15 protein-coding genes are annotated in these 14,151 nt (G+C 44.5%); 7 read left to right on the top strand and 8 right to left on the bottom strand.

Features of this window, described 5'->3' with window-relative positions; all coding sequences use genetic code 11:
* The first annotated feature begins 94 nt into the window (after window positions 1–94).
* On the top strand, window positions 95–607 hold the full coding sequence (locus ICN41_RS05755; RefSeq protein ID WP_216291895.1) for a pilin: 513 nt from the start codon (window positions 95–97) through the stop codon (window positions 605–607).
* Between the two features lie 32 nt (window positions 608–639).
* Here ICN41_RS05755 and ICN41_RS05750 read toward each other — a convergent pair whose 3' ends face one another.
* The gene (locus ICN41_RS05750; RefSeq protein WP_216291894.1) at window positions 640–1,542 is read right to left on the bottom strand and encodes a glycosyltransferase family A protein; all 903 of its coding nucleotides are present in this window, start codon (window positions 1,540–1,542) and stop codon (window positions 640–642) included.
* 70 nt (window positions 1,543–1,612) lie between these two features.
* Here ICN41_RS05750 and ICN41_RS05745 point away from each other — a divergent pair, with 70 nt between their 5' ends.
* Window positions 1,613–2,677: an acyltransferase family protein gene (locus tag ICN41_RS05745; protein ID WP_216291892.1), complete on the top strand. Its 1,065-nt coding sequence runs from the start codon at window positions 1,613–1,615 to the stop codon at window positions 2,675–2,677.
* On the opposite strand, the gene ICN41_RS05740 is transcribed toward ICN41_RS05745, so the two are convergent.
* A complete protein-coding gene (locus ICN41_RS05740; protein WP_216291890.1) occupies window positions 2,660–3,343 on the bottom strand; it encodes a diphthine--ammonia ligase in 684 nt (227 codons plus the stop codon). The two genes, ICN41_RS05745 and ICN41_RS05740, sit on opposite strands and share 18 nt — an antisense overlap.
* Window positions 3,344–3,452: 109 nt before the next feature.
* Here ICN41_RS05740 and ICN41_RS05735 point away from each other — a divergent pair, with 109 nt between their 5' ends.
* Entirely contained in the window at window positions 3,453–4,550 is a 1,098-nt protein-coding gene (locus tag ICN41_RS05735; protein WP_216291889.1) for an SGNH/GDSL hydrolase family protein, read from the top strand.
* A 7-nt stretch (window positions 4,551–4,557) separates the two neighbouring features.
* Here the strand turns inward: ICN41_RS05735 and moaC are convergent, their stop codons facing one another.
* The gene (gene moaC / locus ICN41_RS05730) at window positions 4,558–5,034 is read right to left on the bottom strand and encodes a cyclic pyranopterin monophosphate synthase MoaC (protein WP_216291887.1); all 477 of its coding nucleotides are present in this window, start codon (window positions 5,032–5,034) and stop codon (window positions 4,558–4,560) included.
* 23 nt (window positions 5,035–5,057) lie between these two features.
* Here moaC and ICN41_RS05725 point away from each other — a divergent pair, with 23 nt between their 5' ends.
* Window positions 5,058–6,773 (top strand): M48 family metalloprotease, encoded by a 1,716-nt coding sequence (locus ICN41_RS05725; protein WP_216291885.1) that lies wholly within the window; start codon window positions 5,058–5,060, stop codon window positions 6,771–6,773.
* Window positions 6,774–6,791: 18 nt separating this feature from the next.
* Here the strand turns inward: ICN41_RS05725 and ICN41_RS05720 are convergent, their stop codons facing one another.
* From ICN41_RS05720 to ICN41_RS05700, 5 genes are read right to left on the bottom strand one after another with little or no spacing between them, the layout of a single operon-like run.
* Window positions 6,792–7,415 (bottom strand): DUF2946 family protein, encoded by a 624-nt coding sequence (locus ICN41_RS05720; protein ID WP_216291883.1) that lies wholly within the window; start codon window positions 7,413–7,415, stop codon window positions 6,792–6,794.
* Window positions 7,416–7,456: 41 nt separating this feature from the next.
* Window positions 7,457–7,891, bottom strand: coding sequence for a nuclear transport factor 2 family protein (locus tag ICN41_RS05715; RefSeq protein ID WP_216291882.1), 435 nt, complete (start codon window positions 7,889–7,891; stop codon window positions 7,457–7,459).
* 20 nt (window positions 7,892–7,911) lie between these two features.
* Window positions 7,912–8,961 carry a lipopolysaccharide heptosyltransferase II gene (waaF, locus tag ICN41_RS05710; protein ID WP_216291880.1) on the bottom strand — a complete coding sequence of 350 codons (1,050 nt, stop codon included), beginning with the start codon at window positions 8,959–8,961 and terminating at the stop codon, window positions 7,912–7,914.
* Window positions 8,962–9,013: 52 nt separating this feature from the next.
* Window positions 9,014–9,202 carry a zinc-finger domain-containing protein gene (locus tag ICN41_RS05705; RefSeq protein WP_072582777.1) on the bottom strand — a complete coding sequence of 63 codons (189 nt, stop codon included), beginning with the start codon at window positions 9,200–9,202 and terminating at the stop codon, window positions 9,014–9,016.
* A gap of 18 nt (window positions 9,203–9,220) precedes the next feature.
* Complete coding sequence (locus ICN41_RS05700; RefSeq protein ID WP_216291878.1) at window positions 9,221–10,144, bottom strand: branched-chain amino acid transaminase; 924 nt, start codon at window positions 10,142–10,144, stop codon at window positions 9,221–9,223.
* Window positions 10,145–10,365: 221 nt separating this feature from the next.
* Between ICN41_RS05700 and ICN41_RS05695 the strand changes: the two genes are divergently transcribed.
* From ICN41_RS05695 to fba, 3 genes are all read left to right on the top strand, one after another.
* Window positions 10,366–11,577, top strand: coding sequence for a phosphoglycerate kinase (locus ICN41_RS05695; RefSeq protein ID WP_216291877.1), 1,212 nt, complete (start codon window positions 10,366–10,368; stop codon window positions 11,575–11,577).
* A gap of 3 nt (window positions 11,578–11,580) precedes the next feature.
* Window positions 11,581–13,017 (top strand): pyruvate kinase, encoded by a 1,437-nt coding sequence (gene pyk / locus ICN41_RS05690; RefSeq protein WP_216291875.1) that lies wholly within the window; start codon window positions 11,581–11,583, stop codon window positions 13,015–13,017.
* Between the two features lie 67 nt (window positions 13,018–13,084).
* Window positions 13,085–14,149: a class II fructose-bisphosphate aldolase gene (gene fba, locus ICN41_RS05685; RefSeq protein WP_216291873.1), complete on the top strand. Its 1,065-nt coding sequence runs from the start codon at window positions 13,085–13,087 to the stop codon at window positions 14,147–14,149.
* Window positions 14,150–14,151: the final 2 nt, after the last annotated feature.

Genomic DNA, 14,151 nt, shown 5'->3' with positions numbered 1-14,151 from the left:
GATGTAAATCCGAAATTTCTGACTAAAACTTTCCCCTAGAAGAGGGGCCTCATAATGGATCATGAAGCCTTATCAACTAGGGGATTTTTATTTCATGATTAGAAAATTACAGAAACAAAAAGAGAGTTCGGATCAAGCAGGTTTTACCTTGATTGAAGTGATGGTGGTGGTCGCCATCATCGGTATCTTGGTGGCGATTGCGGTACCTCAGTATCAAGACTACATTGCCCGCAGCAGAATCGTTGAGGGTATGAATCTGGCTTCTAGTGCAAAACTATCTGTAACCGAGGCATTTGCCAGTCGAGGAACGGTTGCAATGGACGAAGCTACCCATGGATCTTTCACCTTCACGCCAACGCGCAGCGTGAAGTTAATTGAGATCACACCATCAGGAGCGATTGCGATTGATTTTCAGAATAGCGTGGCGCCTGAAGGCAAAAATACACTGCATTTAGTGCCAACTAATGAGCCTGATACAAATGTCCCTAAGCCAATAGATCTATCCAAATCCGAGGGCTCTACTTGGTCTGGTGGCTGGTCTTGCCGATCTACAGAAACCAATTTGATACCTCAGCTGCTACCTTCCGAGTGCCGTATTGGTAAGTAAGTATTGTTCTAATTGATAAGGACTAAGAAGGACTAAGATTTTTTTAGAAGATCTAAATATTTATGAAAGCGTTCTTCTCCAAAAACAGTAATACCTATTTTTTGTAAGAACTTGATCCCTGCCATCGTTCTGCCCTTTGGGGGCGGTGGTGGTGGGTCAATATGATGTGCGCTATTGACTAAGGCGCAATTAATAAAAATGCGATAGCCTTCATTTCTTAGATCAGCGTGAAGGCTAATATGTTCACAAGCCTCATTGCCTGAGTCATCTAGACCGATATAGCGCCCAGCCAACAGGGCATCTCGTTTGTAAATACCTAGACCGCCAAAAGCAGAATCTACTTCAATCATTCCTGCGGATGGAAGAACGACTTGTTTCGCTTTGACAGCTAGGTTATTGGCTGCTTCTTTACCGATGACCGATTCCAAGCGTGATCTCTGCGTAAAGCAATCAATAGGATTCCAGTCGGGATGTCTTAAGGCCCAAATGTCATAGTAACGCTCAGATTGAATTGCGGTGACCACATCCCAGGGGTTGCTTAATTCCCAGCAAGCTTCAAACTTTTCTCGAGTAATACTGCGGTTAATTCCATCTAAATCAGCCATGACAACATAATCTACTGCAGCATACTTTGGATTGTTGCGAAGCTCGTCAAGTATGCGATTTCTGGCAAAGGCTAGACGCTCGGTGCGCCTCGGCATTTTCTTAGCAAGATGGCCCAAGGAGATGTAATCAAATGAGGGAATAGCTTTTTGTAGCCTTTCTAGATAATCCAGAGTGCTATCTGTAGAATCACTTTCAACCACAAGGCAATATGACTTTTTAAAACTTGCCACACTACTAAGCAGGGTGCCCACTTCAGCAACTAGCGTATCTGCATTGTTGCGGGCAGGGCCGGCAATCAGAATTTCGGCTTGAGTTATGGGTTTACGCATTTATAAAGTTGCATCACCAGGGTAATTAATCAAGATAATAAAATAATTGAATACTCAGAATATATAGATAATGACCTATTTTGGCGCTCCAAATCGAGATGTATTTTTAGATATTGCTAAGGGTATGGCAATTATCTTGGTAGTGCTTGGGCATGTGATTCAGGGAAGTTCTGCAAATTTTGATGATCTCTTGGGATTTAAGATGATCTACTCCTTTCACATGCCTTTATTTATCTTTCTGTCAGGAGCAGTTGCAGCTATTGCTTTTGATCCTATGTTAGTGAATGCTGGATTGGAGCACACTTTTAAAGATGCTTATGCACGGGTCAAGAAGGCGCTTATTCGTCTTATCCTTCCTTTTATTGCTTGGTGTGTATTAAATCAACTGATATATAACCAAGCTGAAAGTGTGATAAATGCCTTGGTTCTCGCCTTTAGAAGACCTGATACCGCTCTTTGGTTTTTGCTTGCAATTTTCTATTGCATTGTGCTGACAAGCCTCTTCCAAATCTTTTTTGGGATTCTATTAAAGATAGTAAAAATTTTTAAGATTTTTAGAAGAAGCTCAGAAAAGATTATTTCTGGTGAAATGATTCAATTTGCTTTGATGATCTTTATTTGGTGGATGATCAAAGATCGCACGCCATATGGCGGGGGTTTGGCTTTATTAAAGCCCTACTTTATTTACTACGTGCTGGGAATGGGCTTTTATAGATACACTCGTGGAAATTATTCAAACTGGTATTCAGTCCTTGCTAGCGCAATCTTTTTGCTTCTTTCGCCTTTTTGGCTAAGGACTGCAGAGTTTCAATATGCTGGAGTAATAGTTCTTCCTCAAGCTGCCCTTTATATGTATGCCAGCCTTGTTGCTATATCAGGGGCTTTTATGATGCTGGGTATGGCAAAGTTGATTTCATCTAGCGAACTTGGTCCCATAAAGCATTTTTTGATACTAAGCGGGCAACTTTCTCTTGGAATTTATGCGCTTCACTATTTTTTCTTAGCGTATTCACCTAAGGTTATAGCGCCACTATTTGCTAGCATTGCTATCAGTTATGTTCTAAATAAGATTCCAGTAGTAAGAACTATCTTTTTGGGCGAAAGCTATAGCCATAAATTAGCCCGCATCAAGTAAATCAAAATAAAAAGTTTGACTTCCATATTCTTTTGGAGATACGTAAGATTTTTTGCCAAGACTTTTCCAGGCTACAGGATGTTTAAAGTTTGGTCCATCGTATACAAAAGTGTGGAACTCACCATTCTCACCACAAGCATCTACACCCATGGGCAATGATGAAATAAATTCATTGTTAAACTCGCGCCCCACATAAGAATCATTTAAATAACGCCCATCTACACAAACAACTTTGGCTTTAAATCCTACATCTAGAAATTGGTGAACTATATCAAGGCGGTTCTCATTCCAAAGCGGGAGATTGGCGGTAATACCTGCTCGAGCGCAGACCATTTCTTCCCATTTGCGATGAGCAAGAAGATCAATGTCACCAAAGATCATCTGAGAAATACCTTGTGACGCTAGAAATTTTAGTTTTTCAATGAATTGAGTTTCATAGTCTTGCCATGAGGCAGAGATAAATTCATTGACCATGCCTAGAGACCTGCCCTGAGCCAAAATTAAATCGCGAGTCACCCCATGCGAGCGTGTTTTAAGACTAGTTTCATCTAGAGCTGTAAGAAGGTGGGTAACAGTAAATCCTGCTTTTTGAGAGCGCCATAATGCAAGACAAGAGTCTTTGCCGCCACTCCAGGAGGCTCCAGAATTGATTTTGTTTAAAGTCATGCCTTATGTCATTGTTATCTAGGGTTGAATTAGGTTGTACCTATTTTTTAACATTGCCTTAAAAGTTAAATATTTTTCTGATATTTTTATAAAAAATTTTGAGACAAAAATGCCTACTTTTCAAAACTCGATAATAAAAAATATCTTAATAGCAATTGTATCGGTAGTGATTGGTTTGGTACTTTTCGAAGTATTGGCCGGATTTTTTATCGGGAAAGAACTTTCAAATGACCATGGGCGGAGTCGTAGGTATATGCTCTTCAGTACAGCGGATGGTGCTCCTGCATTTCGAAATCAAGAAAAAATATTTTCCTATCAGCCTAATTCAAATATCCGTCCAGCTGCCTATTATGAAAATGGCGATCAATTAGTTAAAGAATATGATTATGAATTTAAGACCAATAATTTTGGACTAGTTCAAAGGCTAGATGCTGTTAAAGACTATCCTAGTATTTTAGTGCTGGGAGATTCATTTACAGAGGGGCAAGGTGCGACACCTTGGTTTTATTCCCTTGAGGAGGGTAATGGCAACAAGAGGATGCAGCTTATTAATGGCGGTCTTCTTGGTACCGGTTTTGCTCAGTGGAGATTACTTCATGATCATTTGGAAGCATCAGAAATTCGTATCAATAAAGTTATTGTGTCCTTCATATCCGATGATTATCAGAGGGTGATATGGAATTTCCCAGAGCGAGTATTAAATTGCCTTGGAGATATAGAAAAATGCAAAGGTGACGAGGGTTACTTTCCAAGACCCACTGCTTCTGATGAAAAGACTTTTGTTGGCAAACTAAAAAATTTTCGTGATGCTGAGTATGCTAATAAGCAAGCCATAAGAGAGCATCGTTTTTTTAGACGGCACTTTCCCAATATTCATTTCATATGGGGGTATATAAAAAAGGAGTACAAAATTAGATTTAGAAACTCCAATTCCGCTGCAATTGAATATTTAAGTAAGAAATATGGGAAAAATATTATTTTTATACACATTCCCCAAAAAGAGGAACTTGAAAATAGCAACACTCCAAATCATTTGGGTCAATTGGCTAGAGAAAAAATTAATAGTTCAGGTGCAAAGCTGATAGATGGATTTAATATTTGCGGGCTTAAATCTGCGGACTACTTTATTAATGATCCCCATCCGAATTCAATGGGGTATAAAAAAATAGCAAAATGCGTGGACAAAACAATTAAAGAATTAGAGTAGGGGAGGGCTAAGTTGACTTCCATTCTCCACTCTTACCACCACTCTTTTCTAAGAGCTTGATATCACCCATCACCATGCCACGGTCTACTGCTTTGCACATGTCATAGATTGTGAGTAGGGCAACTTGGACTGCGGTGAGGGCTTCCATTTCAACGCCGGTTGAGCCTGTGGTTTCTGCTTTGACTTGGCAGGTGATACTGCTGTTTGCTTTATTGAGATCAAAATCTAGGCTGACATGGGTGAGGGCTAAGGGGTGGCAAAGGGGGATCAGATCAGACGTTCTTTTAGATGCCTGAATACCTGCAATTCTGGCTATTCCTAGGACATCACCCTTTTTATGGTTCCCGGCCTCCACCATTTCAAAGGTTTGGGGAAGCATGGTGATCTTGCCTGTAGCCACTGCCACTCTATGGGTATTGGGCTTATCGCCCACATTGACCATGTGAGCCTGGCCGCTGGCATCAAAATGAGTTAGTTTGTTCATGGGATAAGTTTTACCATATAGGGATGCAGGTAATAAAGCCAGTTGGCAAAATCTCCTTTTTTCGTCGTTTACTAGCTATCCAGTTGGTGTTGGCACTATCTTGTTCTAGTGTTGCTCCAGCTTTTGCTGCTCCCCCAACTTTTGTCCCTCCAGGTGATGTATCTGTGCAGGGCGATTCTGCTGCCCTCACAAACATTGGTCGGGCGATGCAATCTCCCGATGCTCGTCCTGCAAATGCTCCAAACCGTAATGCCCCTCAAATGCAGCCAACCTTGGTATTGCCCGATATGGGCGATCCAGGCGGTGATGTTTTAAGTCGGATTGATGAGCGCAAGTATGGCGAGATGATCATGCGTCAGATTCGTCCGGATGTGGAATATTCCAATGACTGGCCACTCTACGACTACCTCAATCAAATGGAGCGTCGTTTATTGCAGGCTGCAAAGAAATTGCAACTTGGTGGTGCAAATGAGCAAGGCAGTGGCGCCTATAACTTCGAAGTCTTTGCAGTTAAAGATAGCACGATCAATGCGTTTGCATTGCCTGGTGGATTTATTGGTTTTCATACGGGCTTGATTGTGAGTGCCGAGTCAGAATCAGAGGTCGCTTCAGTGATGGGTCATGAAACGGGCCATGTCTTGCAAAGACACTTGGCACGTCAGATGGATAAGCAAGCCACCAACACGATGATTGCCATCGCCGGCATGGTGCTGGGAGCGCTCGCTATGTCTCGCAATCCCTCCGCTGGCGCAGGCCTGATGCAGGGTGGTCAGGCGGCAGCAGTTAGTAATTATTTGTCTTACTCAAGAGATGCTGAGCGCGAAGCAGATCGTATTGGCTTTCAGATACTGGAGGCCAGTGGTTATGACGTCAACGGTGCCCCGAGTTTTTTCCAGCGTTTGCAAAAAATTACAGGGATTATGGACAAGGGTGTTCCTGGCTATGTGCGTACTCACCCATTGACTACGGATCGTATTGCAGAAATGCAAGATCGGGTTCGCATGGTGCCAGCGCGCAATGTACCTAGCGCAGTTGAGTTTTACTTTATTAAAGCCAGAGCGCGTATGGAGCAAACGACCTCATCCAGTGGTCTCTATGATCTACGCAATACTTTTGAGGGTTTGAGTAAGCAAGCGCCAATTGGTAAGCAAATGGAAGGTACTTATGGTCTGGCGCTCATCGCTCAGCGCCAAGGAAAAATAGATCAAGCAGAAACCTACCTCCAGCAAGCGCGTAATTTGGCGCAGTCAGCCAGTGCACCGGGTTCTCCTATTCAAAGACAAAGCTTGTCATTGGATATCACTGCCTCAGAGCTGGCCTTAGCCAAAGGCAAGGGCCAAGAAGCCTTACAAATTGCCCAAGCTACCTTGCTGGCCTATCCTCAATCCTATGCTGCTGGTGTAGCTATGATTAATGCGGATTTGAAGCTAGGAAAAACCAATGAGGCTATTAATTGGTTGAAGGCCAGAACAAGAGCGCAACCCAATGAAGTCATTTGGTGGTCGCTGCTGTCTAGTGCTTACGATCAAGCTAAAAATGTTCCTTTAAGGCACTACGCCCTAGGTGAAAAGTATGCCCTGGAGGGTGCTTGGCCGTCGGCCATCGAACAGTTGAGAATTGCACGCTCTACTGGTGGCGCTGATTATTATCAAGGCTCGAGTATTGATGCACGCCTAAGAGAAATGCAAAGGCAATATCAAGAAGAGCTAAAAGAGCAGAATAAAAATAAGCCTGGTTAGGATTAGATCAATCTTTGACTAAGCACTAGGCTTTGCTACGTAATGAAAGCGACTCGCTAATTCTGAAGAATGAATAGGATCTAAAGGCAGTTGCTTGCCATGCCAATTCCAAGAACCTCCAAAACTACAGGCTTCCTCCTTGAGGGTCGCTAGCTCTGAAAATATTTCCAGATCATGATCGTGTAAGAGCGCAACACTTTCTTTTTCTTGAGTGTTAAATGTTGTTTGTGTCGCTTGATTTACATTCTCATAAACCACTTGAGAAATCTTGCCAACAATATAAATATTGCCATTCTCATCACTTAATGCCGCGCTAGGTTCGATTGGGCTTTGACACTGAGTCAATAGCTTTGTTTCCTGATCGCCCGGAATCATTCTGACTATCCAAGGCGCAGCATCCAGAGTGATAAAAACCCGCTGTGGACCATTCTGAAAAAAGTATCTACCTTCTGTATCGCAGGCATAGTTTCTGGAGATGAATTCATTTAAAGCTTGATGCACAATGACTGTGCCAGGCAAGTTATTTTGCTGAACAAATTCATCACGCATACGCCATTGACCACGGCGATCTAAAGCCAGCCAGCCATAGCAGGCAGGCACATTGGGCCACTTCGTTAGTGACCGAATGACTTGATCATCCATAGTAAGAAATTTTGGAGGGTGAAGTATTGAAGAGTGACTTATTAATGCAAGCCGTGCGGGGTAGAGGGCGCATCAAAAGTATCTTCGGTTGAGCGGCTTGCATGTAGATGTGCGATGCGCCAACCTTGGCTGTCTTGTAATAAGACCAAGGTAATGTTCAGAAAAAACTCTGCTTCAACTTGGTCTGCTCTTAGATGTACTGCTTCCGTCGTGTCATAAATAGCAGCACCCAAAATGGTGTGACTAATACAAGCAATCGGTTCTAAAAATAAAGGTTGTTTCGAGAGTAGTCTTTCTAGGCCCTGACGGATCTCTGCATGACCACTTAGACGATGCCCTTCAGGAAGAACGCAAGTAATCGAATCATCATCCAGCCAAATATCGAGGGCGCCTTGCACGTCGCGATGTTTTAAGGCATCACGCCAAGCGTCGACTACATCATCTGCATTATGAAAAAGTCTGGCCAGTTTTGTCATGGATAGGATTTGGGTTGAGATTACGACTGCAATCTATGGAGTGTAGCCAAAACTTGTTGCGGCAGGATGTCTTTTAAGCACTTTAAGTGACCAAGAGGACATTCTCTTTTATGACATGGGCTGCAAGGCAGATTAAGCCAAATGACTTTTGCCTTATCTGACAGTGGCGGCGTATGGGATGGATCACTTGAGCCAAAGATAGCAACTTGCGGGACTTTGAGAGCGGCTGCAACGTGCATCAAGCCAGAATCATTGCTAATCACTGCCTTACTCATCCCAATCAGGGCAATCGCCTCATCTAAAGAGGTGCTTCCACACCAATTATGAATATTGGAGGCATGCTCTGTTTGAGAAGTGATCTCTTGCCCAAGCGATTGATCTCCTTGGCCACCTAGAAGAATGATCTGACAGCTTGGATCGCTAGAAATCAATTCCTTAGCGAGAGCAGCAAAGTGCTCTTTAGGCCAACGCTTAGTGACTCCGTATTCAGCGCCAGGGCACATGATATAAATAGCGACGTTTGGCTCTGATAAATTGATATTGGTAGTTTTGAGTTTTGTCCCAACTGATTGTCTTGCGCTCTGCGAAACATTGAGATGCGGAGTGATCGCCTGATGAATGCTTTGCTCTGCATCATTCAAAAGATTGCTTAATGCAAGATAGTGCTCCACCATCGGTGGCCGATCCAATTTACTTGGGTTATCCAAGGAGACATTAATCAAGCCAAAGCGCATTTCTCCGCGATAGCCAATTCGGAGTGGAATATTAGCGAGCCAAGGTATGAGTGCCGACTTGAAGCTATTAGGAAGAACAAAGCAGGCTTGATATTGTTTTGCTGCGATGTGTTTTGCTAGTTGCTTACGTAAACCCCACTGCAGCTGTTTGTGCTCAAACTTGGCATCAATCACTTCATTGACTTCGGAACAGGCGCGATAGATGGGGGCAACCCAAGTGCTAGCAAGAACATCAATGGTAGAGTCTGGATATAGTGTTTTGATGCTGGCCAGTAAAGGCTGCGTCATGACAGCATCCCCAATCCAGTTTGGGGCGATGATCAGAATACCTGGCATGGGTTGTATCCCGATTCAGCACTCCATTTTTGATCTGGAGCGCTGATCTGGTTTAGTGTCCGTGCGGCTCAGTGCCAGGAATCAGCTTGTACTCAGTCCCGCAATAAGGACACTTCGCTTCACCGGTTTCAGTGATATCCAGAAACACGCGCGGATGAGAATTCCATGCTGGAGTCTTATTGGTGGGGCAGTGTAATGGCAAGTCTTTGCCATCCACCATCACTACTTGAGCTTGAGTCATGTTCTGATTCCTGATTTATTACTTGACGTAGGTAAGCCACGATTTGTACTTATCGTTTCTACCATATACCGCATCAAAATAAGTCTTCTGAATTTTCTCGGTGATTGGACCACGCTTACCGTCACCAATGGCGCGATCATCAAGTTCACGAATTGGAGTTACTTCGGCAGCAGTGCCAGTAAAGAAAGCTTCATCAGCAGAATAGATCTCATCACGAGTAATACGCTTCTCGCGCAACTCAAGGCCGAGGTCTTTCACGATCTCAATAATGGAGTCACGCGTAATGCCATCCAAGCAGGAAGCTAAGTCTGGTGTGTACACAATGCCATCGCTCACCATGAAGATGTTCTCGCCAGAACCTTCAGAAACATAACCTTCGGTATCGAGTAAGAGCGCTTCGTCGTAACCGTTCGCTGTCACTTCTTGATTAGCCAGAATGGAATTGATGTAGTAGCCAGATGCCTTAGCGCGAACCAATGAGGAGTTCACAAAATGACGTGTAAATGAGGAAGTCTTGACGCGAATGCCCTTGTTGATGCCGTCTTCTCCTAGATAAGCACCCCATTGCCAAGCAGCTACTGCCGTATGGATGGTGTTGCCCTTTGGTGAGATGCCGAGCTTTTCAGAGCCAATAAAGATAATTGGGCGGATATAGCAAGCTTCGAGCTCATTGCTGTTCACCACATCAATAATGGCTTTGGTGATCACCTCTGGGCTATAGGGCATATTCATTTGGAAGATCTTGGTGCCGTTAAATAGGCGCTTGACGTGCTCTGGGAGGCGGAAAATGGCTGTTCCCTGAGGGGTCTTGTAGGCGCGGATACCCTCAAAAACGCCCATTCCGTAGTGCAGGCTATGGGTCAGCACATGAATATTGGCCTCGCGCCAAGGAACTAGCTTCCCATCGGACCAAATAAAACCATCGCGGTCGGACATCGACATTTTCTCTACCTTTTTAGTATCTATTGAATAGGGTATATCTGGGGCGCCCGGCCAGCCGGTTTTAGGCCTCTAGCTCAGAATGCGTCCAAGCCACTATTGTAGAGCAGGCAGGCTAATTCTTCGTGGGGATCCTTTGGGGTGGCTGTCCCGAAACATTTAGAATGGAGTACTCATAAGAATCGATCCTAAACCCCTTTATTACCTTATTTTTGACAAAAAACATGCCGGAATCATTATTTAAAGTTAAACGTTTAAGTGAATTGGCCCAATCAGGCCTTTTAAAGGGAAAACGGGTCCTGATCCGCGCTGACCTCAATGTTCCCCAAGATGATGCAGGGAATATTACTGAGGACACCCGCATACGGGCCTCGATGCCAGCAGTCCAAATGTGTTTGGATGCCGGTGCGGCAGTCATGATGACCTCCCATTTGGGTCGCCCAACGGAAGGGGAATTTAAGCCAGAAGATAGTTTGGCTCCGGTAGCTGATCGCATTGCTTCTTTGCTTAATCGCAAAGTACCTCTCATTAGTAATTGGGTGGAAGGTGGATTTGAAGTGAAGCCTGGTGAAATAGTGCTTCTAGAAAATTGCCGCTTAAATGTCGGTGAGAAAAAAAATAACGATGAGTTAGCCAAAAAGATTGCTGCTCTCTGTGATGTTTATGTCAATGATGCTTTTGGTACCGCGCACCGTGCAGAAGCAACCACACACGGCGTTGCAAAATTTGCTCCTATTGCTTGTGCTGGTCCATTGATGGCAGCAGAGTTAGATGCCCTGAGCAGAGCCTTGGCAAGTCCGAAGCGCCCGCTAGTAGCGATTGTGGCTGGCTCAAAAGTATCCTCTAAGCTGACCATTTTGAAAGCCTTAGCTGACAAAGTGGATGAGCTAATTGTTGGCGGTGGTATTGCGAATACCTTCATGCTCGCCAAGGGATTGCCGATTGGTAAATCCTTAGCTGAACCAGATTTAGTGAATGAAGCAAAAGAAATTATGGAGATCATGGAAAAGCGCGGTGCGCATGTTCCTATTCCGGAAGATGTTGTTGTTGCCAACGAGTTATCTCCACTAGCTCGCGCTAATCGTGTAGCTTCTGATCAAGTCGCAGAAGATGACATGATTTTGGATATTGGACCTAAAACAGCAGCACGCCTTTCCATCATGCTTGCCCATGCAGGCACGATTGTTTGGAACGGTCCCTTAGGCGTTTTTGAAATCGACCAATTTGGCGGCGGTACCAAAATGTTGGCTGCTGCGATCGCCCATTCACCTGCATTCTCGATTGCTGGTGGCGGCGATACCTTAGCGGCAATTGCTAAATACGGCATTGAAAATCAAGTGGATTACATCTCAACTGGCGGCGGCGCTTTCTTAGAATTCCTAGAAGGTAAAACCTTGCCAGCCTTTGCAGTACTAGCTGAAAGAGCGAAAGACTAAATAATGCTTCGAGCAACCAAAATTATTGCCACCCTAGGGCCTGCATCAGAAAAGCCAGAAGTTCTTCGTGACATGATTCGTGCAGGTGTTGATGTAGTGCGCATGAACTTTTCTCACGGCACGATCGCTGACCATAAAGCACGACACGATTTAGTGCGCAGTATTTCTGCTGAATTGGGTAAAGAGGTTGGCATCATGGCCGACCTGCAGGGCCCCAAAATTCGGGTTGGTAAATTTGCCGACAGCAAAATTATGCTCAAAGAAGGCGAGCAATTTATTTTGGATGTGAATTGCGAACTAGGTAGTCAAGAGCGTGTTGGTCTTGATTACAAAGAATTGCCCGATGATGTGAAATCTGGCGATCGTCTTTTATTGAATGACGGTTTAGTGGTGTTGCGCGTTGAGAGTGTTAAGGGTGGTGAAATCTATACCAGCGTCGAACAGGGCGGACCACTGTCGAATAACAAAGGTATTAATCGTGCTGGTGGAGGCTTGACGGCGCCAGCGCTGACCGAAAAAGACATTACCGATTTAGATGCAGCGATTGCTATGGGTGTTGATTTCTTGGCGATTAGCTTTCCTAAAGACGGCGCTGATATGGCTTATGCACGTAAGCTAGCTGATGCTGCTAGTGCAAAGTATGGTCTTGGAAGAGTTAAAACGATCGCTAAAGTAGAGCGCGCAGAAGCGATTCAACCGGAGGCACTTAAAAGCATCATCGCCGAGAGTGACGGCATTATGGTGGCGCGTGGCGACTTAGCGATTGAAGTCGGCAACCCAGCAGTTCCTGCTTTACAAAAACGCATGATTAAGTGGGCACTAGAAGCCGATAAATTTACGATTACTGCGACGCAAATGATGGAGTCAATGATTAATGCCCCAGTGCCTACTCGAGCTGAAGTCAGCGACGTAGCCAATGCGGTTTTGGATGGCACTGACGCTGTAATGCTCTCCGCTGAATCTGCTGCAGGTATGTATCCAGTGCAGACCATTAAAGCAATGGCAGAAATTTGTGTTGAAGCAGAAAAATCAGATCGGGTGAAATTAGATACTGATTTCTTAGACCAAACCTTTACGCGGATTGATCAAACGATTGCCTTAGGCGCTTTATTTACAGCCCATCATTTGAATGCCAATGCGATTGCAGCCTTGACTGACTCTGGTTCTACGGCTATTTGGATGAGTCGCCACAATATCCACGTACCCATCTTTGCTCTGACATCTAAGATTGCGACACAGCGCGCTTTAAGCACCTATCGCAATGTGACTCCGATTGGTTTGGACTACACCAAGGACCGCGATACTGCTTTGCAAGAAGTGGAAGCATGCTTAAAGAAAATGGGCGCAGTGAAAAAAGGCGATACCGTCGTGCTGACTTCAGGTGAGCCGATGGGCGAGCCTGGCGGAACCAATACCCTCAAAATTGTGCATGTGAAGTAATAAAGATCAAATATTAAACAGACAACAAACCGATTTATTTAATTAACTTATTTATTAAGAGAACATCATGGCTTTAGTATCTTTGCGACAACTCTTGGATCATGCTGCTGAAAACGGTTATGGCCTACCTGCTTTTAACGTTAATAACTTAGAGCAGGTCACTGCCATCATGGAAGCTGCGAATGAAGCAGATTCTCCAGTGATCATGCAAGCCTCTGCTGGTGCGCGTAAATATGCAGGTGAAGCTTTTTTACGCCATTTAATTTCTGCTGCGGTTGAAGCCTATCCTCATATTCCAGTGGTGATGCACCAAGACCATGGCCAAAGCCCTGCAGTCTGTATGGCTGCGATCAAGAGCGGCTTCACCAGTGTGATGATGGATGGCTCACTCGAGGGCGACGGTAAAACCGTTGCTAGCTATGAATACAACGTTGATGTCTCTAAAGAAGTAGTGAAGTTTTCACACTCTATTGGCGTTACGGTTGAAGCAGAGTTAGGAGTTCTCGGTTCTTTAGAAACTATGAAGGGCGACAAGGAAGATGGTCACGGTGCCGATGGCACGATGACTCGTGAACAGTTGTTGACCGACGTTGAACAGGCTGCAGACTTTGTGAGAGCAACTCAGTGCGATGCTTTGGCGATTGCGATCGGTACCAGCCACGGAGCTTATAAGTTTAGTAAAAAGCCTACAGGTGATATTTTGGCAATCGATCGCATTAAAGAAATTCATGCACGTATTCCAAATACCCATTTAGTGATGCATGGTTCCTCTAGCGTTCCCCAAGAATTGCTCGCTGAGATTCGTCAATTCGGTGGCGATATGAAGGAAACCTATGGCGTTCCTGTTGAAGAGATTCAAGAAGGCATCAAAAACGGTGTTCGTAAGATCAACATCGATACCGATATTCGTTTGGCAATGACTGGCGCTATTCGTCGCTATTTCATTGAGAATCCAAGTAAGTTTGATCCGCGTGATTACCTTAAGCCAGCGCGTGAAGCAGCCAAGAAAGTTTGTATAGCCCGTTTTGAAGCTTTTGGGTCAGCTGGTCAAGCTTCTAAGATCAAGCCTATTCCATTGGAAAAAATGGCCGAGCTCTATAAGAGCGGCAAATTAGCTCAGATCGTGAAGTGAGT

Origin of the sequence: Polynucleobacter sp. 15G-AUS-farblos, assembly GCF_018882445.1 — a bacterium.
GTDB lineage: Bacteria > Pseudomonadota > Gammaproteobacteria > Burkholderiales > Burkholderiaceae > Polynucleobacter.
Note: the sequence above shows the minus strand (reverse complement) of the source record. Positions and strands in the feature narration are given on the sequence as shown.